Here is a 23,528-nt window from a genome sequence, read left to right as displayed (position 1 = left end):
GGTTTCTCGACTCTTTAGTGCGCTTCGTCCCAATTGTTACCAACACCGACATCGACTATTAATGGCACTCGTAAATCAGCAACGGAAGTCATTAACTGCTGAATTTTTTCACGCGCTATGTCGATAAAATCATCAGCTACTTCAAAGACTAATTCGTCATGAACTTGCATAATCATTTTAATTTTTGACGTATTTTCTTGCGTCCATTGATGCAAGACTATCATCGCTTTTTTAATAATATCGGCGGCAGTGCCTTGCATCGGCGCATTAATCGCGGTTCGTTCGGCATATTGGCGGCGTTGATGGTTACGTGCATTGATTTCAGGTAGATATAAACGTCGACCAAATACTGTTTCTACATAGCCTAACTCATGCGCTTGTTGTTGAATATCATTCATATAGCGTTTAACGTCAGGATAGCGGGTAAAATAGGCATCGATGTAGCCTTGTGCTTCGGTGCGTCCAATATCTAACTGTTTGCCTAAGCCAAAGGCTGACATGCCGTAAATCAGTCCGAAATTAATCGCTTTTGCATTGCGCCGTTGTGTCGCACTGACTTCCGTTAACGGTACGCCAAACACTTCGGATGCTGTAGCGCGGTGAATATCTTCGCCCAAACTAAAGGCTTTTAATAAGCCTGCATCTTGTGATAAATGCGCCATGATGCGTAATTCAATTTGAGAATAATCCGCTGCAATGATTTTAAAGCCTTTGGGGGCGATAAATGCTTGACGAATCCGTCGACCTTCAGGGGTGCGAATCGGAATATTTTGTAAATTGGGTTCTGTGGATGACAAGCGACCCGTTGTCGTTACGGCTTGCTGATAAGAGGTATGCACGCGCCCCGTTTTCGCTTTAATCTGTTGCGGTAATGCATCGGTATAGGTTGATTTAAGTTTGCTCAAAGTGCGATGCGACATAATCAGCGCAGGTAAAGGGTAATTATTTGCTAACTCTTGCAAGACAGATTCCGCCGTCGAGGGTTGACCTTTTGGCGTTTTTTCTAATACGGGCAAATTGAATTTTTCAAATAAAATTGTCTGTAACTGTTTGGGCGAATTTAAATTAAACACCATGCCCGCCTGTTCATGGGCTTGTAATTCTAATGCTTGTAACTGACTGGCTAACTCATTGCTTTGATTATAGAGTTTATCTGCATCAATCATTACGCCATTTCGTTCCATCGTCAACAAAACGGGAATTAATGGCATTTCAATCTCAGTAAAAATCGTTTGTAAACTTGGCGTTGTTTGCAAGTCTGCCCACAATTTGCGGTGTAATTGCCATGTTACGTCTGCATCTTCTGCCGCATAATCCGTTGCTACGTCTAAAGCCACTTGGCTAAACAACAATTGTTTTGCCCCTTTCCCCGCAACTTCTTCAAAAGTCGTAGTTTTAATCTGTAAATGAGCAAGGGCTAACGAATCCATATCATGCGGGCGGGTACTGTCTAAAATATAAGATTCCAGCAAACTATCGTAGGCAATCCCTTGTAACTGAATCCCATGATTTGCCAAGATATGTGCGTCGAATTTAATATTTTGCCCAATTTTTCCAATCTTTGGATTTTCTAAAATCGGCTTACACAATTGCAACACACGTTCACGGCTTAATTGTGCAGGTGCGCCCATATAATCATGGGCAACAGGAATATAAATCGCCTCATCTGCTTGCAAGGCAAACGACAAGCCGACTAATTGTGATTGTAAATAATCTAAGCCATCCGTTTCTGTATCAAAAGCGATTAATGTCGCTTCGGCTAAACGGCTTAACCACGCTTGCAAGGCATCTTCCGTTAAAATGCACGTATATTGTGGATTTCGCTCAATCGCTTGTATTGGTTCTGCAGGTTCTGGCGTAACAGTTTTATAAGTCTTTTTGCTAGTTGTTGTTAATTCTGTCGCGGTCGACAAATCGCGCAACCATGATTTAAATTCTAAAGTTTGATACAGCTCATGCAAGCGAGCATCGTTGCGGGTTGCGAGGGTTAAACTTAACGGCGTTTCACTTAAGGGCACATCACAGCAAATCGTGACTAACTCCCGTGTTAAGGGTAAATAACTTAACGCTGCCCGCAAATTTTCCCCAACTTTCCCCTTAATTTCCGAAGCATTAGCGACAATACTATCTAAAGAGTGATATTGCGCTAACCACTTCGCGGCGGTTTTTTCCCCAACCTTATCCACCCCCCGCACATTATCAACCTTATCCCCTACCAAACTTAAAAAATCGACAATCTGTGTCGGTGTCACCCCAAATTTATCCTTAACGCCCTGTGGGTCTAAACGGGAATTATTCATTGTATTAACAAGTGTAATTTGTGCATTGACTAACTGCGCTAAATCTTTATCGCCTGTAAAGATAATAACCGACATCCCTGCTTGTTCCGCTTGTCGCGCTAACGTACCAATCACATCATCCGCCTCTACCCCAGAAACGGATAACAAAGGAAAGCCCATTGCTTGCACAATCTCGTGAATCACGGGGATTTGCTCTGCTAACTCGGGTGGCATTGGTGGGCGAGTTGCTTTGTAATCCGCTGATAATTGATGGCGAAAAGTTTCCCCTTTTGCGTCAAAAATCACGGCGGCATGAGTCGGTTGATACTCTTTCAACAAATTCCGCAACATATTCGTGACCCCGTAAACTGCCCCTGTTGGCGTTCCCTCTGCGTTACTTAAAGAAGGCATTGCATGGAAAGCACGGTATAAATAAGAAGAACCATCAACAAGGTAGAGTGTATTTGCGGTTGTCATCGTTATCACAAGCGGTAGATTTTTTAAAAGGTGTTCTAAAGTATAAGGGAGAAGTAAAAACAGTGATATTTCTGTTAAAAAATACTATCTCTTGAAATGATAAATTTACTTTACATTTTTACAGAAAAATCATTTAATGATAAGTAAATTTATCATTTAGAGCATATTTGATGAAAGACATAAAAGTGAAAGTGGATAATGAAGAAGTAGGAAAACTTTTTTTTGAGTCTAAGAAAAATCAATATGGTTTTAACTATACCGTTGAAGGGAAGCCTATATCATTAATCATGCCTTATAAAAATTCCTCATATATCAGGGATTATAAATTACATCCAATTTTTGATATGAATATGCCAGAAGGGTATTTATTTGAAATATTTAAAAAATATTTGGCAAAAAAATATGGATATATTGACGAATTCTTGATTTTTTCTCACATTTGTTCAAACATTCAAGGAAGACTATCCTACGAAAGTGAAGTATTAAAAAAATCTTTTATTTCATTTGATTTAGATGAAATATTAAAAAATGATACTCACGATACTTTTATAAAAATTATCACTACTTTTTTAGATAAAAATGCTATTTCTGGTGTTCAACCAAAATCACTGGCTCTTTTAAAAGAAAAAGAGAGTATTGCCTCAAAAGAGTACATTATAAAAGCTTGGGGAGAAGAATATCCACAACTTGCACTTAATGAGTACTTTTGCTTAAAAGCCATAGAAAAAACAGGGGTGAAAATACCAAATATTAAATTATCTGAAAATAATAAATTTTTATTAGTTGAACGGTTTAATTATGATAAAGAAACAGATACTTTTTGGGGATTTGAAGAAGTTTTAACACTACTTGGCAAAAATAAAGATGAAAAATATAGTGGTAGTTATGAATTGGTTGCAAAAACGATATATGCAATATCAACAAATAAATTAAAAGATATGGAATATTTTTATAAAGTTATCATTATGAATTTTTTACTTAAAAATGGAGATGCGCATCTTAAAAATTTTGGGGTACTATATAATACAGATTTCTCAAAAATATGGTTTTCACCTGCTTATGACGTAGTTAATACAGTTGCTTATTTTCATAGTGATAAACCCGCTTTAACGATGTTTGGCAAAAAAATCTGGTTTGGTAAAAAAGAGCTAATCAAATTTGGATTACAAAGCTGTTATTTAAAAGAAAGTGAGGCATTAAGTATTTATGAAGAATGTATTAATGCTGTAAAAAATAGTATCGCTATGCTGCAAACATATATTTTAAAAAATAAGGATTTTGAAAAAATAGGACGAATAATGCTTGATAGTTGGGTGTTATCTTTAGATGAAAAAAGTTACAAGGATATTCCAAATGAAATTATACGAAATTGGAAATAAAATTAAAAAATTAAGAAAGGATAAACGCTTAACCCAAGAACAATTATCGACGCGCTGTGGTATCAGTAGGGTTACTTTAGGAAAAGTAGAAAGAGGAGAGTTAGGCAATACTTCTATTAAAACGTTAGATTTAATACTTTTTAATTTGGGTTATGAAATTGAATTTACATCAAATCAGGGGTTTGGTTTACCAACGTTGGATGAGCTATAAAGGGGCTGGTGAAATGAATAAAGCGTAAAATACGATGAAGACTTATAATTTAACCCATATGGATTGAATTGTTTTTAAAGTACGTAAGTGTTTGTCCGTTGAAATAAAAGCTTGACAATGATGATGCCGAGCTAATGCAACATGTACCGCATCTAGTGCATTTAATTGCTCTAATTGAACAATTAATAAAGCATCGGTAAATATATCTGTAGGAGTTTTTAAGTGCTTAGTATGGCTAAATATTTTATGATAAATACTAATTAATTCTGTTTGATTTTGTTTATAAGGCTTTGCTAAGACTTCTAACATAACAACGTCTGAAATACAAAGTTGCCAACCACTCTGTAATAATTGCAGTAATGTATCATCCAAAGTGTTGCGATACGTTGATAAACCTTCTACACGTGTTATCCAAACAGACGAATCTACATAAGCTAACTTCATTATTATTGCCCTTTAATCATTTGTAATGATTCTAAAATCTCCGTTTGTGTATAGCGAGGGATATCTAATTTATCTGCCTCTGTAAAGACATCTAAAATAGTTATCACATTCGATTCTGTTTCTAATAATGGTCTTACAGAAAGCAATATCTTTTTACCCTTTAGATAGGGGGGTAAATGCGCAATTAATACGCCTTGTTCATCAACAACGGCTTCTATCATCATGATATCAATCCTTAGTTTATTTGCTTTTCATTAATTCAATGATATTTTTTAAATAATCAATTTCTTTGGTTTGTTGTTTAACTATTAGTTCTAAACTTTCTATTTTATGTGCTAACTCTTTTTCAGATTCTGTTATGTTACAAGTATCAATGTATGAGTAATTTAATCCGTGAATCTCACCTAAGTTAATTAATACTTTTCCACTTTGGCTAAATAAATCTTGTAATTGAACGCCTAAGACTTCTGAAATACTTTTAAGTCTTGACATTGTAATATCTGTTGCCCCTCTTTCTATTTTTGCATACCCACTGACTGACATAGATAATTTTTCAGCCATTTCCTCTTGTGACCATCCTTTGAGTGTGCGCATCAGTTGAATTTTTTCATGGAGTAGCATTTTTATTCTCATAGTGTTGGTAAATAGACTTTAAGTCGCTTCATAAACATAGACTTATTCTTTATCGTTACACAAGCTTTGTTCCCACATGATAAAGCGGGCAAATGCTTTCAATATTAATTTCGATAGAGGAGAATATTTATATGTACTTATATAAACCATTCAAAAGTCTTCTTTTACTCATAATTATGATTACTCTGTTGGGGGGATGTAATAGAGACAAGTGGATTTATATCATGTTCTCAAGTTACTTCTCAAGTGACCGCTCAATCTCAATCAACGACGGAGTTGAAATTGCATCAGCTAAACCAAGATACGGAACTTCTTTCTGCATTTAAACAAGCTTCTTCATTAGAAGATGCCCGTTATAATTGTGCAAATAAACATAAAGTAGTTAGAGACAGAATTACGGGGGTAATAGACTTCCTCGGAGATTTAGCTGGTGCATTCTCAAAAACACTACCGCTATCTGTTTTTGTAGTTATCACTCAAAATGCATTGAAGTCCCTAGTTAATTTTATAGATAACGATCAAGGAATAGAAGCTACGTGTCAAGAACAATATATTGACTGTAATATTTCTAAAAATGGGGGTAGAGGCTACTCTACCTATAATGTTTTTGTTGGAAATAAAGCCATAACAGGGATAGGATACAACTTTTATGATGTGCCAGATGCTTTGAGTATTAAAGCTGGCTCTTATCAACTTTATAATACAGGTTGTACTTCTGGTGCTAGAAGTCAACCTCTTGGCTTTAGCTCAGCAACTGGACTAGTTACTATTACTGTTAATGGTGCATGTCGTGGAGATAATAGTACAGGTTGGGATTTTCAACTTACTTGTCAATGAGTTTATAAATCAAACCTAGCAGGTTTCTAAAAAACTGCTAGGTTCAGTTTTAGCTCAAAAAAATTGCAACATCCAGATTAATTATTCAACGCCCCCATCATTTCCGCTGTGTAGCGAGTGCCTTGGACTTTTTCAGGACGGATTAAGGTTTCTAAGGCTTGAATCACATCGTTTGTTAACGTCACTTTTGTACTGTTGATATTATCCATTAAATACTTTTGTCGTTTAGTCCCTGGAATCGGGACGATGTCTTGACCTTTGGCTAACACCCACGCTAAGGCAAGTTGAGCGGTTGTGCAGCCAAGTTGTTTAGCAATCTCTGTCACGCCGTCGAGCATTTGCTTGTTTTTATCAAAATTATCGCCTTCAAAACGGGGGTTATAACGGCGGTAATCATCTGGGGCGAGTGTTTCGAGTGTATTAATTGCGCCTGTTAAAAAGCCTCTGCCTAAGGGGCTGTAAGCGACTAAAGCAATTTTAAGTTCTCGTAAAGTCGGTAAAATTTCGGCTTCTATGTCGCGTGTCCATAAAGAGTATTCCGTTTGTAATGCGGTTAGCGGATGCACGCGATGGGCGCGACGAATGGTTTCCGCTTTGGCTTCAGATAAGCCGATATAGCGCACTTTGCCCGCTTGTACTAATTCTGCCATCGCGCCGATGGTTTCTTCTATGGGAACGGTCGTATCGATACGGTGTTGATAGTATAAATCAATGGTTTCTATGCCTAAGCGTTTTAAACTCGCGTCGCAGGCTTGTTTGACATAGTCAGGACTACCACAAATTCCCCGCGCTCGTTGGTTGTCTTTTTCTCGAACAATGCCGAATTTCGTCGCAATTGTAACTCCCGCGCGTCGACCTTTAATGGCTTTGCCGACCAGTTCTTCATTGTGTCCAAAGCCGTACATGTCGGCAGTATCTAGTAAGGTGATGCCGTTATCTAACGCGGCTTGAATGACTTGTATCGATTCTGTGTCGTTGGTCGCGCCGTAAAATTCGCTCATTCCCATGCAACCTAATCCCAATGCACTGACGGTAAGCCCTTGATTGCCTAGTTTTCTGTGTTCCATGATTGACGCTCATTTGAAAATGTAAACTGTACGGTGTAGTTTATGCGCTTTGACGTAAAAGTCAAGTTGAATTCTTGTTACAATATTTGGTTTATCTTTATCACGACAATTGCAGAGGTTAATCAGGTGGAATCAGCAACGCTCACACAGAAAAAGAAACAAGCCATTGTTGACGCGGCGGCGGCGTTGTTTTTGGATAATGGATATGGCAGTGTCAGTATGGATAAAATTGCAGAAGTGGCGGGGGTGTCTAAACGCACGGTTTATAATCATTTTCCGTCTAAGGAGGCGTTGTTTTCGGAAATTGTGCGTAATACGTGGTCTTTATTTGATATTCCTTGCATGGTTTATCAAGAGGGTTCTGATATTCGTCAGGATTTAATCACGTTTTCGAATAAGTTTTTAGTTATGTTGCGTTCGGAGCAGTTTTCTAAGTTGTTGCGTTTGGTGATGGGGGAATCGGGGCGTTTTCCTGAGTTGACTGCGTTGTATTCTGAAAGTGGGATTCGTTCACTGGTGCGAACGTTAGCGGATTATTTGCAGTCGACGGGGAAAGATATTGAGGATATTCAGTTAGCGTCAATGCATTATTTAGGCATGGTGAAAGAGGCGTTATTTTGGCCGGTGATGTTGGGTATTATTCCGATGCCTAGCCCTGAAAGGGAAAAGGAAGTGATTGAAAAATCTACGGATATGTTTTTAAAGTTGTATCAGTTGGTTTAGTTTTAAAGCGTTGTTGTTTAATTAAATGTGTTTAATACAAATCTAGTGGGTCAACATCAATGCCCCAACGAATATCTTTGGTGGCGAGGCTTGGTAAAACGTTTTGTAGTTGTTCAACGAGATAGTGTAAGGTGCTGCGTTGTTGGGCTTGTAGCAGGAGATGGGCGCGGTAATAGTTGGCGCGTTTTTCCATCGGGGCAGGAGCAGGCCCCCAGAGTTCTACGCCTGTGATGTTTAATTGTTGGGCGTAGTCTTTGACTGTGCGTAAAAAGTCTAAGGCAAGCCTTGTGGTTTTTGAGTCTGCTCGGAGTAAAATCAAACGGGTATAAGGTGGGTAATCAGTTTGTTGCCGTTCTTTTAAAACAATATCGGCGAAAGCATGGTAGCCTTTGCTGATAAGACAATTGAGTAGTTCATGTGTTGGTTGATAGGTTTGTATGACAACTTCGCCCGCATTTTCTGCCCGTCCTGCACGTCCTGCGACTTGGATAAACAGTTGTGCCATGCGTTCCGTCCCGCGAAAGTCCACGCTAAATAATCCGCCGTCAATATTGATAATGCCGACAAGGGTCACATTGGGGAAATGGTGTCCTTTGGCGAGCATTTGCGTCCCTACCAAAATATCTACTTCACCGCGATGAATTTGTTCGAGCATGTCGAACATGGCTTGTTTGCGCCGTGTGCTGTCGCTGTCTATGCGTAAAATACGCGCTTCTGGGAAGAGTTGTTGCAGTTGTTCTTCAACTCGTTCTGTACCTTGTCCGAGTAGTTGTAAGTTATTGCTTTGGCAATCTGGGCATTGTTTGGGCGCGGCTTGTATTATCCCGCAATGGTGACAGCGTAAGTATCGGCTGGCTTCGTGATAGGTTAGGCGGGCATCGCAGTGTTGACAGTGGGCTGTCCATTGGCAATTTAAGCATAGTAGGGTTGGCGCGTAACCGCGTCGGTTGATGAATAATAGAATTTGTTGTTGTTTGGCGAGATGAGCGCGGATGTAGTGTTGTAAGGCGGTAGAAAGGATTTGTTGACGTGGTTGTGTGCGCATGTCCACAAGGTGAATGCTGGGATGGACGGCAATCCCTGCGCGTTCTGGCAAAATAAGGTGTTGATAGCGTTGTTGTTGTGCGTTATAGAGGCTATCAAGCGAAGGGGTTGCACTGCCGAGTAATATTGGCACTTTGGCGTATTGTGCACGCATCATGGCGACATCGCGGGCGGAGTAGCAAAAGCCTTCTTGTTGTTTATAAGAGGGGTCGTGTTCTTCGTCGACAATGACGATGCCAAGTTGGGGTAGGGGTGTCCAAACAGCTGAGCGTGTGCCGATGACGATTGGGGCTGTGCCTGCACGGGCTTGTAGCCATGAATATAGGCGTTCTTTAGGGCTTAAACGGGAGTGTAAAACGGCAATAGGAACATTAAAGCGTTGTTCGAAACGTCCTAGCATTTGGGGGGTTAGGTTGATTTCTGGAACAAGGACTAGGGCTTGTTTTCCCTGTTGTATGACTTGTTGAATCAGTTGCAAATAGACTTCGGTTTTTCCGCTTCCTGTTACGCCATCGAGTAGGCAGGGATAAAATTGGTCTAAGTGTTGGCTGATTTGGGTAACTGCGTGTGCTTGTGCGGGATTGAGTGGGAGCGGGGGGCTTAGGCTGTCCGCATCGCGCATAACGGTTTGTTGATTTACCCAACCGCGTTTTTGTAGGGCTTGTAAGGTTTTGCGGGGATTGGGGAAATCTAGGGCTAAAGTCGTTTCGCTGAGACCTTGCGGATTTTCTTGTAATAAACTGAGTAAGTAGGCTTGTCGATGAGATTGGCGGGGTAAATCGGTGGGGTCTATAAATTGACCTTTTGGGGTAATGCACCAGTATTCACTGGGTGGACTGTCTAAGCGGGTTGGATGTCCTGCATTGAGTAAAGTCGGTAGCACGCTTGCAATCACTTGTCCTAAAGGGTAGTGATAATAACGGCTTGCCCAGTGTATCAGTTGTAAATCGGCAGGGTTTAAAACAGGGGTATTGTCGAGAAGATTTAAGGCAGTTTTTAATTTTTGTGCAGGAATATTGGAGCTTTCTGCAACTTCTAGCAAAATGCCCATTAAGACTTGTTTTCTAAAAGGGACTTGAATCCGCGTACCGATGTGCTGTTCTGTGATATGCCAATCAGCGGGGGCGAGGTAGTCAAACAGACTTTGTAAGGGCGTAGGTAAGGCAAGCCGTAAAATAGGAGGATTAGACATTTTTTATAAATCTTTAAGTGTTATCCTCTATTACTTGCTGGATTTCTACTTGTAGCTGTGCAAATTCTGCTTTTAAACGGTCTAAATAAACGGCAGCTGTTTGTACAACCCCTTCCATCATATCCGTTTCCATATATGCGGCAACTTCACCTAATCGATTTGCGCCGATACTGCGTGCTCCCCCTTTAATCGAGTGTGAGGCACGGATTAACAGTTCTTGATTTTGATTAACCGTTGCGAAGGCAATACTATTGAGTTGGTTACTCGTTTCAGTAATAAATTTTTTTAATAGTAAAACCATTAACTTTGGATTATTTAGGGTTACTTTTTGTAAAAACGGTCGGTCTAAAATCGTGAAACTACTAAAATCGTGTTGTAACAACTCAGGTTGATTAGGTTTTGTGGTAGTTAAATATTTATCTAAAATATTTCTAAGTGTTTCTATTGTTAATGGTTTTGGTAAGCACTCATTCATTCCCACTTGTTTATACAAAATTAAGTCTGTTGCTGACGTATTTGCAGTAACCGCGATAATGGGCGTGTCTGCATAATTGGGATATTCGCGGATTAATTGAGTTGCCTCTGTCCCGTCCATGGTTGGCATTCGAATATCCATGAGTAATAAATCATATTGTTTATTGGCGCAGGCAGTGACTGCTTCACAGCCGTTATAAACGACATCAGTTTGATAGCCTAGTGCATTCAACATATTAGTGGCAACAATGCAATTTACTTGATTGTCTTCAACTAGCAAAATATTGTAATGCGATTTATCAACGCTTGTGCTTGCAACCCGTGCAGTAGCTGATGCAGGCGCAAGCATTGCGTTTGTGTGGATAGCTTTTTGAAAACTGGGAAAATGTTTTTGTAACAACGTGGTTAAATTATCTACGGTAACAGGCTTAGGCAAAATGTCATCAAATCCAACATTATTTAACTGTTGACGTTCAGCATCGCTTGCGGTGAGAGCAACAACGGTGGTGTGACTATCACTACTTTCAACCGTGCGAATGACATGAATGGCTTCTAAACCACTCATGACAGGCATATTAATATCCATAAGTACAAGGTCATAATCTGTGTCAGAAATAACTGCCTCCACCGCCTCTTTACCATTAGTAGCCTCAGCAACCTGACACCCTAATTCTTTTAGGATACTACCCGCTACTAACCGATTAACTGCTGTATCATCAACAAGCAATACTGAAAGTGATGTCGTAGAATGGTAATTTTGCACGATATTCTCTAGGTATCCTGTAGTAGCTAGTCGTAGCCGTTATTAAGTCCGCGCGATTTTTAACTAATAAGACAAGCAGTTAAATCGTTAACAGTCGTTTACCCTTGTACAGTTAACGCTTCAATTTCTTGAATCCCTTGATGAGTTGGGTAATTATGCTTTAACACTTCTAACGCACTATCTGATAAATCTTGCATCCCCATTGCCTTGTAAATCTTCGCCATTAACACTAATGCATCGGGTACAGCAGGCGTGCCCTGATAATTTTCAACAACGCGCTTCGCCCGATTAACCGCTGCAACATACGCGCCCCGCACAATATAATATTTCGCAATATACAATTCATGACTGGCTAAATTATTGCGTAAATAAATCATCCGTTGCTGTGCATCTTTTGCATAAGGACTATCAGGAAAACGGGTAATTAACTCTGAAAAGTTTTGAAAAGATTCTGTTGTTGCATGTTGATCACGTTGCGCTTTATCAATAGGTAAAAACCGATCAAAAAAACCTCTATCGCGTTCAAAGTTTACTAAACCTTTGAGATAATAAGCATAATCAACACTTGGATGACGTGGATATAAGCGTATAAACCTATCTGCGGCGATAATAGCGGCATCTGCTTGATCGTCTTTATAATACGCATAAATTACATCTAACTGCGCTTGTTGCGCATACACGCCAAAAGGGAATCTTGCCTCTAATTTTTCATAATACTCGATAGACGTGGGATAATTACCCTCAGCTAATTCTTTCTTTGCATTGTTGTACAATTGCTCAACCGTCCAATCCTCTGTTGGATCTTTCGTAGAACCAAAAGAACTACACCCAGAAACCACAACAAGCAAAACCCACACTAATAAATAATGTTTCATGACAGATCGCATAAAAAAAGTTGATGAATCAACGATGGTGAATGCCCATTTTAGCACGAAAATCCCCGAAGAAATGTCTGGCTGGCGGTTAGACAAAGCCCTTGCCGAACTCTTTCCCGATTATTCCCGCGCCCGTTTACAAAAATGGATTAAAGACGGTTTCGTCCGTGTCAATGCTATGCCGTTACGCGGTAAAGATAAAGTACAAGGCGGAGAAGACATCGAGATTATTGCCCAAGCCGAGGAAGAAGTCACTTGGGAAGGTCAAGACTTACCCATCTTAAAAATTTTATATGAAGATAAAGACATCATCGTCGTCAATAAAGATGCGGGAGTTGTTGTACATCCTGGTGCAGGCAACCCCGATAAAACGCTGGTGAATGCCCTGCTAAACCACGCGCCAGAACTGGCACAACTCCCCCGTGCAGGCATTATCCACCGTATTGATAAAGATACCAGCGGTATTTTAGTCGTGGCTCGCAGTTTACCTGCCCACACATCACTAGTGGAACAACTTCAAGCCCGCGAGTTTAAACGCGAATATCAAGCCATTGTCACAGGCATGATGGTTGCGGGCGGTACAGTAGATGCGCCGATGGACAGACACCCCGTGCATAGAACCAAAATGGCAGTTGTCGCCCATGGAAAACCTGCAGTCACACACTACCGCGTTATGCAACGCTTTCGCGTCCACACCCTTATCCGTGCCATTTTAGAAACAGGACGCACCCATCAAATCCGTGTCCACCTTTCCCACGTCCACTACCCACTTGTCGGCGACCCTGTTTATGGCGGACGGCTACATATTCCCCCCGCTTCTAGCCCCGAATTACAAGAAGCACTCCGCCAATTTAAACGCCAAGCCTTACACGCGGAAAAACTAGGGCTAATACATCCCACGCAAGATGAATATATGGAGTGGCAAGTGCCTATCCCTGCGGATATGCAACACTTGATAAATTTATTAAGCCAAGATGTAAAAGAACATACTTAAAGTCGAGTGAATAAATGGATTAATCTATTAATGCGTTAAAAGGAAAGGTATTAACCTGAGTTTGGCGAGTTTTATAAAATAAAACAGAGACCTGCTAGGTTTTCAAAACCTAGCAGGTCTGTCGGAACACGCGAAAAGGTTTGATGGATTGGCAGAGATTATTTTCTTGTTTTTCATCGGGATTCACCAGACAAGATTAAAACATTGTCTGAATCAGGATTTTCAGGATTAACAGGATTTAAAACCCTCAAACCAAAAAGTCAGGTGAATCACGCTTTTTAATCCTGAAAATCCTGTGAATCCTGATTCAGACAAATGCTTGTCTTTTTAAAAGAATCTCGCGGAACTCAGGTTATTAACAAACAGCTTAATGCCTTCTCTTACAAAAAGTTAATTCAACACCCCTTTCACAAAATCAGCCACCGCGTCCGCGACATCCTCCGCATACAAATCACGGAAAAAATGATCAGCCCCGTCAACCCGCACCAATTGCACCGCATGACTCGTGACTAATGGCATCACATCGCTTTCTATTCCAGTAGTCACCTTATCCGCCGAACCAATGATTAACAACTGCGGTTTTTTTAACACCTGCATCAAATTAGGTGTATGAAAACGTGGCTCATCCTCATAATAAGCTAAAAAACTTTCCCCACTAATTTTTACCTTTGGACACTGCAAAAAGCCAACATCTGACAACATTTTTTCCTGCTTCGCCCGCGCTAACACCTCCGCTAAAGCGATTTTATAAACGGATTGATAACGAGTTGCCCTATCTTCTTCACGCCACAACATCGGCGCAACTAAAACAACGCCTTTAATAACATCCGCATCATGCTCTACCGCATACCACGCGCTTTGATTCGCACCCCGAGAATGTCCCAATAACACAACCTTATCAACACCCTGCCCGATAAGCCACTGCATCCACGCGCCTATCTCGCCGACAGCATCCTGATGTTTATGCTGATGTTCAACTTGGCAACTTAATAATTCTGCTGAACGGTCATCAATCTGATAACTCAAATTAATCGCCAGACTATTCAAGCCTTTTTCTACTAATAACGCCTGTAAGGTCTGAATAATCTCCATCTGCCGACTACCTAACGTACCATGCGTTATCAACACCACCCCATCTTTTAACGACTTTTGTGGCGCGAGTGCTAACGACGCATTTAAGGTCATTTGCTGATAAGGAATTTTCACCACTTCCGCCGACACCGTCAACGACAGCCAACACAAACACAACATAAGATAAAATCGCATCATAACCCCACTTAAATCACTTTACGAAAAGCCCATAATACCCAGAACAACATCACAATGACGAATAAATAAAATCGCTCATGCCATACTTTCTGCGTTGCCTGTTGCTCCGTAAAATCCTGCATTCGTTGGCGTACAACATTTAAAATTGTCTGCGTGTCTGCGGTTTGATACGTTCCTACTTGATAAATCCCCCGCCCTACTTGCACCAACTGCCGTAAAATTTCTTCATGTAAGCGCGAAATCACCACATTCCCCTGCGCATCAGTCACCCATTTATCCTGAGTCTCTTGCGGAATATGCCCACCGCTAACCGTTCCCACCGCCAAACTATGCAAAAAAGCGCGACTGTTTTGTAATAACTTGATACTTTGCGCGACATCCTGTGGCTCAAATTCCCCATCGGAAATCAATAAAATATGCTGTACAGCTTCCTCACTATTTGCCGTCGTTTTCAATAAAAATAAAGCCTGTTCCAATGCTGGGGCAAAACGACTGCCCTGAATCGGTAATAACGACGGCTTTAATTCATATAATAAATGCTTAATTGTTTGATAATCATCGGTTAAAGGCGTGATAATATGCGGAATACCTGCAAACGCCAATAACCCGATAGACATATCTGCTTGTGTCTCCAACAACTCTGTAATTTCTTGTATTGCCTGCTCAAGCCGTGCGTGAGGCAAATCGCGGACATGCATAGAATCGGATAAATCCAAGACGATTAATAATTGCGTTTGTGGTTTGAATAAAGTTTGCAATTCATAATCCCAGCGCGGTTGTGCTAAAGCAATGACACCACACAGCCAAACCACTGACCAAACCAAAAAATAATTACCTTTCCAGCCGTTGAGTGGCGTATTTTCCCCAACTAATAGATGCGGTAATAAATGCTCGTCTGCATACAAATGCAAACGTCGATATAAAGGATGGCGATAACGCAAGCTGATAAACACCAAAACAGGCACAAACAAGGCGAATAACCAATAAGGTTGAGCAAATTCGAAGTTTGTGAAATCCATGATTATCTCTCGTAGTATTCGCTAACCTGTTGGGGCGTGTGTCGCCATTTTATCCAACGGCGATAAAGGGGAACGACAAAGCCATAGGTTAATTCTGTCCGTTGCAAGATTTCTTCATCGGTCAAACTATAATTTAATCCCAGTTTGCGAGATTTATAAAATAAAACAGAAACCTGATAGGTTTTAAAAACCTAGCAGGTTTCTGTTTTGTCTGAATCAGAATTCACAGAATTAGCAGAATTAAAAAGCGTGATTCGCATTAATTTTTTGGTTTAAGGGGTTTAAATCCTGTTAATTCTGAAAATCCTGATTCAGACAAATGCTTGTCTTTTTTTAAAATCTCGCCGAACTCAAGTTAATTTCTAAACATGCAATTTTTTCTAGTAATAAACGCTTATTTTCTTCATTCATCATACTTCCCCCTTGTTTTTAATGCTGAAATTATAAGGAAGTATTATTCATGAGGAAATAGACTGTACGGGTTATTTTTTCCCCAATAATCCGATGGCGATTTGATATAACGCTTGAGTCGCGTTTTTATCGTCTGCGATGAGGGGTTGAATGATGCTTGCGAGTTCGTCGGCGCGTTCTTGGGAAAAGGTTTGCGCTCGTTCGGCAAAATTGATAATGGCTTGTTGTTCTTCTAGGGTGAGGGGGTAGGATAAATGATAAGCTGGCATATTAGGCAAGGCATTATGTTTAATCGGTTTATCTTGATAAATGACGATAGTTTGTGCAGCTATATCGCCTAGTCGTTGAAAATTTTTTGTACATATCATGCTGATAAGTCCAAGAGCATTAAGAAACGGTAGGAAATCAGCAACTCGTAATAAGTTACGGGTCATCGATGCCGACCAAGTAACGGGCGCGCCTGAAGCTAGTATGACTTTGATACCCAGTAAGCGTTTTCCCAGCGTTTTCCCGCCTGCATAAACTTCGAATAGTACGTAATAGAACCATTCACCGAGAAAAAGCATGAGTAATAGCAAACCCACACCAATATTCCCAAATTTCAACAGCATATTGCCCAGCAGAATGTAAATAAGAAGGCGAATGCATAAGTCAATAAACCATGCAATCGCTCGTACTACTGGCCCCGCAATGTGTAGGGTTAGTTCTACGCCTTCGGGGGTTTCAATGATGTAGGTTGTGTCAATCAGTGGGGGGGTGTTCATAGTCGCCAGAGTTGGATATTGGGCGGGATTGTTTCTCTTGGGAGAACACCTTTAACATCAACAACAAGACTGCGTTTATCCTCTAGTAAACTGCTTAACCATGCCCAGCCTTGTTTTAGGAAATCTTGGTGGGCAACAGCGAGAATAACGCAGGCTGATTTTTTTAAATCTTCTGCTTTGCATAGGGTTATGCCAAGTTCGTGTTGTGCTTCGGTCGCGTCAACAAAGGGGTCATAGACTTGGACGATAACGCCGTGTTGTTGTAGGGTGTGGATAATGTCGATAACGCGGGTATTGCGTAGGTCGGGGACGTTTTCTTTAAAGGATATACCGAGTACGGTGACGATGCTGGCTTGTACGATACTGCCTAAGCGTTCTAGGTGTTGTAGGGCTTGTTCGGCAATGAATACGCCCATGCTGTCGTTCAGTAAGCGGCTAGCGGGAATAATTTGCGGTTTATAGCCCACTTGGCGGGCTTTGTGGTCTAAGTAGTAGGGGTCAACGCCAATGCAGTGTCCGCCGACTAGTCCAGGGGTGAAGGGGAGAAAGTTCCATTTTGTGCCCGCTGCTTTGAGTACGTCGTGCGTGTCTATGCCTAATCGGTTGAATATCATGGAGAGTTCGTTAATTAGGGCAATATTAACGTCGCGTTGTGTATTTTCAACGACTTTGGCTGCTTCGGCAATTTTGATGCTGGCAGCACGATATACGCCTGCGGTGACGACTGAGCCGTAAACTTGGGCGACAATTTCTAAGGTGTCTGTATCAAAGCCTGAGACAACTTTCATAATGTTGGTGAAGGTGTGAACTTTATCTCCGGGGTTTATGCGTTCAGGTGAGTAGCCGACACTGAAATCAACGCCACAGCGTAGCCCTGATTCGCGTTCTAGGACAGGCACACAAGTTTCTTCTGTCGCACCAGGGTAAACAGTTGATTCATAAACGACGATATCGCCACGTTTGAGTTGTTGCCCAACGGTTTTGGAGGCCTTTAATACGGGGAGTAAATCGGGGTGTTTTTGTTCATCGACGGGGGTAGGGACGGCGATGATGTGAAAGTCGGCTTGTTTTAGTTGGGTGGGGTCGGTGGTAAACAGGACATCTGCTTGTTGTAATGCGATGTTATCAACTTCGTGGGTGTGGTCGTGTCCTGCTTGTAGGGCTTGAATGCGTTGTTGATTGATGTCGAAGCCGATAACGCGCCCGTATTTAGCAAAGGCAACCGCAGCAGGTAAACCTACGTAACCTAAACCAATTATAGAAACTTTGCGATTGTGTGACATAGGATTTTTTCTAGTTTATAACGTTAAGTAAATAGGCATTTAGCCTTGTTGTTGTAAGAATGAATCTGTCGCTTGTACGAGTGCATTAAACATTGCGGGGTCACTGGAGAGGTGTCCGCTGTTGGGTAAAACCATTAATTGGCTGTGGGGCAAGGCTTGATGCAGTTGGTAGGCACTTTCTAAAGGACAGATTAGGTCTTGTTGACCGTGTATTAATTGGGTTGGTATGTGGGCAAGGCGAGCGGTGGCTTGTTGTAAGATGATGTTATCTTCAATAAAGCAGTTGTTGCTGATGTAGTGACAGGCAACGCGGGCAGCATGGAGTAGTTCAAGCGTTGGTTCTGTTAAGCGGGGAAATTGCGCCATGCTAATAACAGTACCTTCCCAATTCGACCATGCTAACGCGGCTTGGTGTGCTTGGGGGGTGTCGTCACGTAATAAGTAGTTGTAAGTTGACAGTAAATCGGCTACTTCTCCTTTTTTCACAGGCGGGTAAGCACATTTTTCAGTTAAAAATTTAAAGTTTGTAAAGGCTTCCCAATATTGGGGAAAGAGGCGAGCAACGCCGTTATGGTGATAGAACCATGTTAAATCGTGTTGGCGGGCGAGAAATGTACCGCGCAGTATCAGCCCTAATACTCGTTCGGGGTAAGTTAATGCGTAGAGTAATCCTAAGGTTGCTCCCCAAGAACCACCAAAGACTAGCCAGTTATCAATTCCTAAATACTGGCGGATGGTTTCCATATCGGTAAGTAAATGTTGTGTTGTATTGTGCTGAATGTTGCCTGCTGGGGTGGAACGTCCTGCGCCGCGTTGGTCAAATAAAATAATGCGATAGTGGCGTGGGTTAAAAAAACAGCGGTGTTGTGGTTTGCAGTAAGAACCGGGCCCCCCATGCAGGAAAATCACGGGAATTCCTTGTAAATGTCCACTTTCTTCCAAATACAGTGTATGACCGTCGCCAACGGCTAGCATATGAGTTGCAAAGGGTTCTATGGCTGGATAAGACTTCGGGGTATCCATATTTTCCATGACATTGAATATCCTTAATGATTTGGAGAAAGTAATTATTTTTATGTGTTGTGTTAGAAGCGATAGGCTAGTCCAAGCCGTAACGATAAAATTTGCTCTGAAATATCCGATTCAATTTTATCGAAATCGGTATAACGGTAGTCGTGACGAATTAAGGATAAGTCATAAAAAAGGTTTTCCGTAATAGGGGCTTTCCATTTCACGCTTAAACTTGTTCCTGTTGCATCGCCTTTAACAGTATCAACCGTTAAATCTCGATAAGTGCTATCTAATTGGGCATAGGCTGCACTGAAGGAAATAAATCCCCAATCTCGTACAGACCAAACACCACCCGCCCCAATAAACACGCCATCCCCCGTTAAACTGATTTCTTCACCCGCAAAAGGAGAATCAGGACGGGCAGTAATAGTCGATTTACCATATTTGTAGCCAATAAATGTGCTAATTGCTTCGTTAATGGCATAGCCAAAAGAGAGCGTTAAATCACGGCGGTCAAAATCAACAGTATTGGTGAATAATAAGTTATTAGTTTCTTCTTCACTGGCACGCGGGTTTTCTTCCCCTGCAATATCCAGATAGAACTGTTGATAAATAACCGTAACACCCGCGCCCAGTGAGTTAATTGCGCCTTGCACACCGCCCGCCCCACCAACAGAATATTCAAAATCTCGATAGGAATAAAATGCAGTTGGCACAATAGAAATCGTCTCCATTTCTGCATAGCTATTGAGAGAGAATATTAACCCTACGCTTAGACAAAAAATCTTAAGAGAATTGATACTTAGCATGTTTTATTATGTATTAAAAGGGAAAGACCACGATTAATGCTAATCTAAGCCAATAGGTTGCAAATTTTGCCAAAATGTTTGGCTTGCACTAGAACCAAAGCGTTCTGCAAATCGCTCAAATAAGTTTGGATTAGGTGTAAAATCAACAATTTTTTCTGCCTTTATCACGTCACGAGCAACATAACTGCTACTGCCTAAAGCATCGACTAACCCTAATTCTATCGCTTGCTCGCCTGTCCAAATTAAGCCTGAGAACAATTCAGGATGTGTTTGATATTTCAAACGTTCACCGCGTCCTTGCTTGACTATATTAATAAATTGCTCATGAACTTGGGTCAGTGTTTTCTTTATATGCGCGACTTCGTCAGGGTTTTCAGGCGAAAAGGGGTCTAAAAAGCCTTTATGTTCCCCCGCAGTATATAAGCGACGTTCAACGCCTAATTTATCCATCGTATTAACAAAACCAAAACCGTTTAATATCACACCAATAGAACCCACTAAACTGGCTTTATCCGCATAAATTTGGTCGGCGGCGGCGGCAATGTAATATCCACCTGATGCACATAAATCTACGATAACCGCATACAAGGGAATATTGGGGTATTTTTTCCGCAACCGTTTAATTTCATCGTAAATATAACCCGCCTGTACAGGACTACCACCAGGGCTATTAATGCGAACAATCACCCCTGCTGTATTACTGTCTTTAAAGGCATTGCGTAGCCCTGTAATAATCACATCCGCATTCGTTTTACTACCTGAACTAATTGCGCCATTAATTTCAATCAATGCCGTATGTTTATCGCCACCAATTAAAGGCTCTTCGGTTTCTGTACCGAACCAGCTTTTCACTGTTTCCAAAAAGTTAGGATTGACTAAAAACGTCACTGCAAAGGCATAGATAAAAAATAAACAAGTGAAAAAAATCCGCCAGCGACGAGCGCGACGTTGTTCATTAATCGCGGCAAAGGCTAAACGGGTGAGTGCATCGCGTTCCCAACTGCTTGGACTGGCAGGGGTAATATTTTTATCATCAGTTGTCATCATTTCACATCCTTTAATCAATCTGCCTAATCTGTTGTTGTTCGTAATCGCTGGCACAAGACACGAATAATGCCACGAGCAACTTCAGTTCGCTCTGTAATTAGCTCATATAACATACTTTCATTGACACGAAATAGCGTTGTATCTTCAATGGCGGTGACGGCCGCTGAACGGGGTTCAGGGTCTAATGCGGCTAATTCACCAAATACTTCACGGTCGCCTAAGACGGCAATTTCTTTATCTCCGTCATGAATGCGGACTTTGCCGACGACGATAATATACATAGACGAGCCTAAATCCCCTTTTTTAAAAATAATTTCTCCTGCTTTTACCCGAATTTGTTCAACGCTAGAGGCAAGCTCGACTAAATATTCTTCGGGAATTTCTGAAAAAATATTAACAGTTTTTAGAATAATGACTTTTTCTAAGGTTAATAACATGGGCGTTTCCATCACCTTTAAGAAATATTAACGACTGTTTTACACGTTGGAAATTGAGAACATCCCCAAAATGGTTTCCCCTGTGATTTTCCTTGTTGTGTGACGCGCAAAACCATCGGCTGTTGACAACATGGGCAAGTCATCGTTAAGGCTTTTTCTGCATTGATTGTCGCAAGTTGTTTAACATGGGCTTTATGCGTTTTCAACGACGGTGTTAAACGCAATGTCGCTATTTTATCTAATAAAGTAGTTACCTCTGCGGGTGAAAAACAAAGCGTTTGCTCTTGCTGAATCAAGGAAATTAATTGTTTTTTCTGAATAACATGCCTAGGCATTGGGGCTGCAAATTTACTTTTTCCACTAAAAACAACGATAGAATGTAACTGATTCAAGCGCACATTTAACAATATTTCTAATGCTTTTAAGTGTTTATAATTTTGATGTAAAGGATTTTGAAAAGGATAATATTGCTGATGAATTTTTTGCATCCACTGTTTATCATCACGTGCACCAATGATGACACCTTGCATGTTTTTTGTTTCAATGACAAAAATTCCAAAAGGCGAAATCACAAGGTGATCTATTTGCGTGGTATGCTGTTTGTCAATCGCTAATGTAACATTTTTAAGCAAGTGATAAACCTTTTTATCTAATGACTTACTAATAAGTTTATTAATACATGCTTCTCCCCGCATCCCTTTAAAAGAGGATGATTTTAAAAAAGTAGTGACTGTAATCAGTAGAAAAATAGGACTAAGTATTAAAATTAAAAAAATAAATTCTTTCATCTACATCTCCATTAACTAAAAGATTTTTATAAAAAAATAATATTTACCAATCAATCTAAAATAGATATTTAGCGATGAATAAACAAATATTATACACAGATATGTAAAAGTGCATTCATTCTCATAAAGAAGCACAATATTGTTTTATCAAAGTCCGCTAAAAATACCCAAAATAATATTGCTCCTTTATACTATCGGTTATTCGCATGTTTACTAAGTTTTAGGAATTTAATATGACATCACAAACCATCTTAGTTGTGGACGACAGCCGTGTTTCCAGAATGCTTATTCGTGCAATCATTAATCAAGCAAATCCACAAGCGGAAATTATTGAAGCCAGCAATGGCGATGAAGCATTAAGTAAAACTGCATCATGTCAAGTTGATATTGCGACTTTAGACTTAAACATGCCTGGTATGGATGGATTATTATTAGCGTCAAAATTACTAGAAAAATATCCCCGCGCTAAAATTGGTTTATTAACGGCAAATATCCAAGAAATGGTTAAGCAGAAAGCAAGTTTAATGGGTATTCAATTTATCTCGAAACCCATTACGGAAGAAAAAATCTTAAATTTCTTACAAAATTGAAATGATTCAACTAACTGAGTTAGAAATTGATGTTATTACCGAATTGCTTAATATAGGAATGGGACAAGCCGCTGCCGCATTGAGTACGATGGTTAATGCAGAGGTAAAATTATCCATTCCCAATATTGAGTTCGTTTCGCGTCAATCTGCTGCGTGTAGCATTAATAAGACACCCGATAAACCCATTACAGCTATTCGCCAACGATTTCATGGCTCGTTTTGGGGGGAAGCAATCTTATTGTTTCCAGAGGATAAAAGTCTGGAGTTAACCCGTGCAATTATTAAAACAGAATTATCCACTGCTGAATTACGCGAGTTAGAACAAGATGCCATGATAGAGGTTGGAAATATCATTCTTAACTCTTGTTTAGCCAGCTTTGCCGATATTTTGGGACACGAGTTAATTAATGAATTACCGACATTTACAGTCGGTTCTGCAATTGAGGTCTTAAGTAATACGATTCCAATAGAACAAGACATTATTATGCTGTTAAAAATCGATTTTACCTTACAAACCAAAGATATTATTGGATATGTCGCGTTTGTTTTAGATATTTCATCCTTAGAAGAATTAAAAGTTAAGGTTGCTAATTACCTAAACCAATTTATGATTCAGTAAACTAACCTGAGTTCGGCGAGTTTCTGTTAAAGAAACAACGGCTTGTCTGAATCAGAATTCACAAAATTTTCAGAATTAGCAGAATTAAA

General features: G+C 40.5%; 25 protein-coding genes. 7 read left to right on the top strand and 18 right to left on the bottom strand.

What is annotated here, in order from left to right; genetic code table 11:
• Window positions 1–14: 14 nt before the first annotated feature.
• Entirely contained in the window at window positions 15–2,756 is a 2,742-nt protein-coding gene (gene polA, locus BEGALDRAFT_RS16575) for a DNA polymerase I (protein ID WP_002692006.1), read from the bottom strand.
• Between the two features lie 170 nt (window positions 2,757–2,926).
• Here polA and BEGALDRAFT_RS16570 point away from each other — a divergent pair, with 170 nt between their 5' ends.
• Window positions 2,927–4,135: a type II toxin-antitoxin system HipA family toxin gene (locus BEGALDRAFT_RS16570; RefSeq protein WP_002692005.1), complete on the top strand. Its 1,209-nt coding sequence runs from the start codon at window positions 2,927–2,929 to the stop codon at window positions 4,133–4,135.
• Entirely contained in the window at window positions 4,110–4,346 is a 237-nt protein-coding gene (locus BEGALDRAFT_RS16565; protein WP_002692004.1) for a helix-turn-helix domain-containing protein, read from the top strand. Before BEGALDRAFT_RS16570 ends, BEGALDRAFT_RS16565 begins: the two co-directional genes overlap by 26 nt.
• A gap of 42 nt (window positions 4,347–4,388) precedes the next feature.
• Here BEGALDRAFT_RS16565 and BEGALDRAFT_RS16560 read toward each other — a convergent pair whose 3' ends face one another.
• Genes BEGALDRAFT_RS16560 through BEGALDRAFT_RS16550 form a run of 3 tightly spaced genes read right to left on the bottom strand, consistent with a single transcriptional unit; the run spans window position 4,389 to window position 5,411 of the window.
• Window positions 4,389–4,790, bottom strand: a complete 402-nt coding sequence (locus tag BEGALDRAFT_RS16560) for a type II toxin-antitoxin system VapC family toxin (protein WP_002692002.1) — start codon at window positions 4,788–4,790, stop codon at window positions 4,389–4,391.
• Window positions 4,791–4,792: 2 nt separating this feature from the next.
• On the bottom strand, window positions 4,793–5,014 hold the full coding sequence (locus BEGALDRAFT_RS16555; RefSeq protein WP_002692000.1) for a hypothetical protein: 222 nt from the start codon (window positions 5,012–5,014) through the stop codon (window positions 4,793–4,795).
• Window positions 5,015–5,030: 16 nt separating this feature from the next.
• The gene (locus BEGALDRAFT_RS16550; protein ID WP_002691998.1) at window positions 5,031–5,411 is read right to left on the bottom strand and encodes a helix-turn-helix domain-containing protein; all 381 of its coding nucleotides are present in this window, start codon (window positions 5,409–5,411) and stop codon (window positions 5,031–5,033) included.
• 258 nt (window positions 5,412–5,669) lie between these two features.
• Here BEGALDRAFT_RS16550 and BEGALDRAFT_RS16545 point away from each other — a divergent pair, with 258 nt between their 5' ends.
• Window positions 5,670–6,260 (top strand): hypothetical protein, encoded by a 591-nt coding sequence (locus tag BEGALDRAFT_RS16545; RefSeq protein WP_157237618.1) that lies wholly within the window; start codon window positions 5,670–5,672, stop codon window positions 6,258–6,260.
• Between the two features lie 77 nt (window positions 6,261–6,337).
• Here the strand turns inward: BEGALDRAFT_RS16545 and BEGALDRAFT_RS16540 are convergent, their stop codons facing one another.
• Window positions 6,338–7,327, bottom strand: coding sequence for an aldo/keto reductase (locus tag BEGALDRAFT_RS16540; protein WP_002691995.1), 990 nt, complete (start codon window positions 7,325–7,327; stop codon window positions 6,338–6,340).
• Window positions 7,328–7,369: 42 nt separating this feature from the next.
• Here BEGALDRAFT_RS16540 and BEGALDRAFT_RS16535 point away from each other — a divergent pair, with 42 nt between their 5' ends.
• A complete protein-coding gene (locus BEGALDRAFT_RS16535; protein WP_002691993.1) occupies window positions 7,370–8,050 on the top strand; it encodes a TetR/AcrR family transcriptional regulator in 681 nt (226 codons plus the stop codon).
• A gap of 31 nt (window positions 8,051–8,081) precedes the next feature.
• Here the strand turns inward: BEGALDRAFT_RS16535 and BEGALDRAFT_RS16530 are convergent, their stop codons facing one another.
• The 3 genes from BEGALDRAFT_RS16530 to BEGALDRAFT_RS16520 all read right to left on the bottom strand — a co-directional run bounded on the left by BEGALDRAFT_RS16530 (window position 8,082) and on the right by BEGALDRAFT_RS16520 (window position 12,398).
• Window positions 8,082–10,286 (bottom strand): primosomal protein N', encoded by a 2,205-nt coding sequence (locus BEGALDRAFT_RS16530; protein ID WP_002691991.1) that lies wholly within the window; start codon window positions 10,284–10,286, stop codon window positions 8,082–8,084.
• Window positions 10,287–10,299: 13 nt separating this feature from the next.
• Window positions 10,300–11,523: a response regulator gene (locus BEGALDRAFT_RS16525; RefSeq protein WP_002691989.1), complete on the bottom strand. Its 1,224-nt coding sequence runs from the start codon at window positions 11,521–11,523 to the stop codon at window positions 10,300–10,302.
• 98 nt (window positions 11,524–11,621) lie between these two features.
• Window positions 11,622–12,398: an outer membrane protein assembly factor BamD gene (locus tag BEGALDRAFT_RS16520; RefSeq protein WP_002691987.1), complete on the bottom strand. Its 777-nt coding sequence runs from the start codon at window positions 12,396–12,398 to the stop codon at window positions 11,622–11,624.
• Here BEGALDRAFT_RS16520 and rluD point away from each other — a divergent pair.
• Window positions 12,397–13,392 (top strand): 23S rRNA pseudouridine(1911/1915/1917) synthase RluD, encoded by a 996-nt coding sequence (gene rluD / locus BEGALDRAFT_RS16515; protein WP_232281993.1) that lies wholly within the window; start codon window positions 12,397–12,399, stop codon window positions 13,390–13,392. The genes BEGALDRAFT_RS16520 and rluD overlap by 2 nt on opposite strands.
• 390 nt (window positions 13,393–13,782) lie before the next feature.
• Here rluD and BEGALDRAFT_RS16510 read toward each other — a convergent pair whose 3' ends face one another.
• The 10 genes from BEGALDRAFT_RS16510 to BEGALDRAFT_RS16470 all read right to left on the bottom strand — a co-directional run bounded on the left by BEGALDRAFT_RS16510 (window position 13,783) and on the right by BEGALDRAFT_RS16470 (window position 22,230).
• Entirely contained in the window at window positions 13,783–14,643 is an 861-nt protein-coding gene (locus BEGALDRAFT_RS16510) for an alpha/beta hydrolase (protein ID WP_157237617.1), read from the bottom strand.
• Between the two features lie 26 nt (window positions 14,644–14,669).
• The gene (locus BEGALDRAFT_RS16505) at window positions 14,670–15,680 is read right to left on the bottom strand and encodes a vWA domain-containing protein (RefSeq protein ID WP_002691982.1); all 1,011 of its coding nucleotides are present in this window, start codon (window positions 15,678–15,680) and stop codon (window positions 14,670–14,672) included.
• Between the two features lie 2 nt (window positions 15,681–15,682).
• Complete coding sequence (locus BEGALDRAFT_RS19630) at window positions 15,683–15,805, bottom strand: hypothetical protein (RefSeq protein ID WP_269719556.1); 123 nt, start codon at window positions 15,803–15,805, stop codon at window positions 15,683–15,685.
• Window positions 15,806–16,162: 357 nt separating this feature from the next.
• Window positions 16,163–16,855, bottom strand: a complete 693-nt coding sequence (locus tag BEGALDRAFT_RS16500) for an RDD family protein (protein ID WP_002691980.1) — start codon at window positions 16,853–16,855, stop codon at window positions 16,163–16,165.
• Window positions 16,852–18,138 carry a nucleotide sugar dehydrogenase gene (locus BEGALDRAFT_RS16495; RefSeq protein ID WP_002691978.1) on the bottom strand — a complete coding sequence of 429 codons (1,287 nt, stop codon included), beginning with the start codon at window positions 18,136–18,138 and terminating at the stop codon, window positions 16,852–16,854. The genes BEGALDRAFT_RS16500 and BEGALDRAFT_RS16495 overlap by 4 nt, the downstream gene beginning before the upstream one ends.
• Window positions 18,139–18,177: 39 nt before the next feature.
• Complete coding sequence (pip, locus tag BEGALDRAFT_RS16490; protein WP_002691976.1) at window positions 18,178–19,170, bottom strand: prolyl aminopeptidase; 993 nt, start codon at window positions 19,168–19,170, stop codon at window positions 18,178–18,180.
• Between the two features lie 53 nt (window positions 19,171–19,223).
• On the bottom strand, window positions 19,224–19,883 hold the full coding sequence (locus BEGALDRAFT_RS16485; RefSeq protein WP_040295013.1) for a hypothetical protein: 660 nt from the start codon (window positions 19,881–19,883) through the stop codon (window positions 19,224–19,226).
• Window positions 19,884–19,997: 114 nt separating this feature from the next.
• Window positions 19,998–21,005 carry a S49 family peptidase gene (locus tag BEGALDRAFT_RS16480; RefSeq protein WP_002691973.1) on the bottom strand — a complete coding sequence of 336 codons (1,008 nt, stop codon included), beginning with the start codon at window positions 21,003–21,005 and terminating at the stop codon, window positions 19,998–20,000.
• A gap of 23 nt (window positions 21,006–21,028) precedes the next feature.
• Window positions 21,029–21,442: a Crp/Fnr family transcriptional regulator gene (locus tag BEGALDRAFT_RS16475; RefSeq protein ID WP_002691971.1), complete on the bottom strand. Its 414-nt coding sequence runs from the start codon at window positions 21,440–21,442 to the stop codon at window positions 21,029–21,031.
• A gap of 17 nt (window positions 21,443–21,459) precedes the next feature.
• A complete protein-coding gene (locus BEGALDRAFT_RS16470) occupies window positions 21,460–22,230 on the bottom strand; it encodes a nuclease-related domain-containing protein (RefSeq protein ID WP_002691969.1) in 771 nt (256 codons plus the stop codon).
• A 233-nt stretch (window positions 22,231–22,463) separates the two neighbouring features.
• Here BEGALDRAFT_RS16470 and BEGALDRAFT_RS16465 point away from each other — a divergent pair, with 233 nt between their 5' ends.
• Both BEGALDRAFT_RS16465 and BEGALDRAFT_RS16460 read left to right on the top strand, forming a co-directional pair.
• The gene (locus BEGALDRAFT_RS16465; RefSeq protein ID WP_002691967.1) at window positions 22,464–22,820 is read left to right on the top strand and encodes a response regulator transcription factor; all 357 of its coding nucleotides are present in this window, start codon (window positions 22,464–22,466) and stop codon (window positions 22,818–22,820) included.
• 1 nt (window position 22,821) lies between these two features.
• Window positions 22,822–23,439, top strand: a complete 618-nt coding sequence (locus BEGALDRAFT_RS16460; protein ID WP_002691965.1) for a hypothetical protein — start codon at window positions 22,822–22,824, stop codon at window positions 23,437–23,439.
• Window positions 23,440–23,528: the final 89 nt, after the last annotated feature.

The organism is Beggiatoa alba B18LD (assembly GCF_000245015.1).
Lineage (GTDB): Bacteria > Pseudomonadota > Gammaproteobacteria > Beggiatoales > Beggiatoaceae > Beggiatoa > Beggiatoa alba.
This window is presented reverse-complemented; position numbering and strand designations above follow the sequence as displayed.

Coding starts and splice junctions, on each gene's coding strand:
- polA (WP_002692006.1), bottom strand. CDS start 2,756: ATGACAACCGCAAATACACTCTACCTTGTTGATGGTTCTTCTTATTTA.
- BEGALDRAFT_RS16570 (WP_002692005.1), top strand. CDS start 2,927: ATGAAAGACATAAAAGTGAAAGTGGATAATGAAGAAGTAGGAAAACTT.
- BEGALDRAFT_RS16565 (WP_002692004.1), top strand. CDS start 4,110: ATGAAATTATACGAAATTGGAAATAAAATTAAAAAATTAAGAAAGGAT.
- BEGALDRAFT_RS16560 (WP_002692002.1), bottom strand. CDS start 4,790: ATGAAGTTAGCTTATGTAGATTCGTCTGTTTGGATAACACGTGTAGAA.
- BEGALDRAFT_RS16555 (WP_002692000.1), bottom strand. CDS start 5,014: ATGATGATAGAAGCCGTTGTTGATGAACAAGGCGTATTAATTGCGCAT.
- BEGALDRAFT_RS16550 (WP_002691998.1), bottom strand. CDS start 5,411: ATGCTACTCCATGAAAAAATTCAACTGATGCGCACACTCAAAGGATGG.
- BEGALDRAFT_RS16540 (WP_002691995.1), bottom strand. CDS start 7,327: ATGGAACACAGAAAACTAGGCAATCAAGGGCTTACCGTCAGTGCATTG.
- BEGALDRAFT_RS16535 (WP_002691993.1), top strand. CDS start 7,370: ATGCGCTTTGACGTAAAAGTCAAGTTGAATTCTTGTTACAATATTTGG.
- BEGALDRAFT_RS16530 (WP_002691991.1), bottom strand. CDS start 10,286: ATGTCTAATCCTCCTATTTTACGGCTTGCCTTACCTACGCCCTTACAA.
- rluD (WP_232281993.1), top strand. CDS start 12,397: ATGACAGATCGCATAAAAAAAGTTGATGAATCAACGATGGTGAATGCC.
- BEGALDRAFT_RS16520 (WP_002691987.1), bottom strand. CDS start 12,398: ATGAAACATTATTTATTAGTGTGGGTTTTGCTTGTTGTGGTTTCTGGG.
- BEGALDRAFT_RS16510 (WP_157237617.1), bottom strand. CDS start 14,643: ATGTTGTGTTTGTGTTGGCTGTCGTTGACGGTGTCGGCGGAAGTGGTG.
- BEGALDRAFT_RS16505 (WP_002691982.1), bottom strand. CDS start 15,680: ATGGATTTCACAAACTTCGAATTTGCTCAACCTTATTGGTTATTCGCC.
- BEGALDRAFT_RS16500 (WP_002691980.1), bottom strand. CDS start 16,855: ATGAACACCCCCCCACTGATTGACACAACCTACATCATTGAAACCCCC.
- BEGALDRAFT_RS16495 (WP_002691978.1), bottom strand. CDS start 18,138: ATGTCACACAATCGCAAAGTTTCTATAATTGGTTTAGGTTACGTAGGT.
- pip (WP_002691976.1), bottom strand. CDS start 19,170: ATGGAAAATATGGATACCCCGAAGTCTTATCCAGCCATAGAACCCTTT.
- BEGALDRAFT_RS16485 (WP_040295013.1), bottom strand. CDS start 19,883: ATGGAGACGATTTCTATTGTGCCAACTGCATTTTATTCCTATCGAGAT.
- BEGALDRAFT_RS16480 (WP_002691973.1), bottom strand. CDS start 21,005: ATGATGACAACTGATGATAAAAATATTACCCCTGCCAGTCCAAGCAGT.
- BEGALDRAFT_RS16475 (WP_002691971.1), bottom strand. CDS start 21,442: ATGTTATTAACCTTAGAAAAAGTCATTATTCTAAAAACTGTTAATATT.
- BEGALDRAFT_RS16470 (WP_002691969.1), bottom strand. CDS start 22,230: ATGAAAGAATTTATTTTTTTAATTTTAATACTTAGTCCTATTTTTCTA.
- BEGALDRAFT_RS16465 (WP_002691967.1), top strand. CDS start 22,464: ATGACATCACAAACCATCTTAGTTGTGGACGACAGCCGTGTTTCCAGA.
- BEGALDRAFT_RS16460 (WP_002691965.1), top strand. CDS start 22,822: ATGATTCAACTAACTGAGTTAGAAATTGATGTTATTACCGAATTGCTT.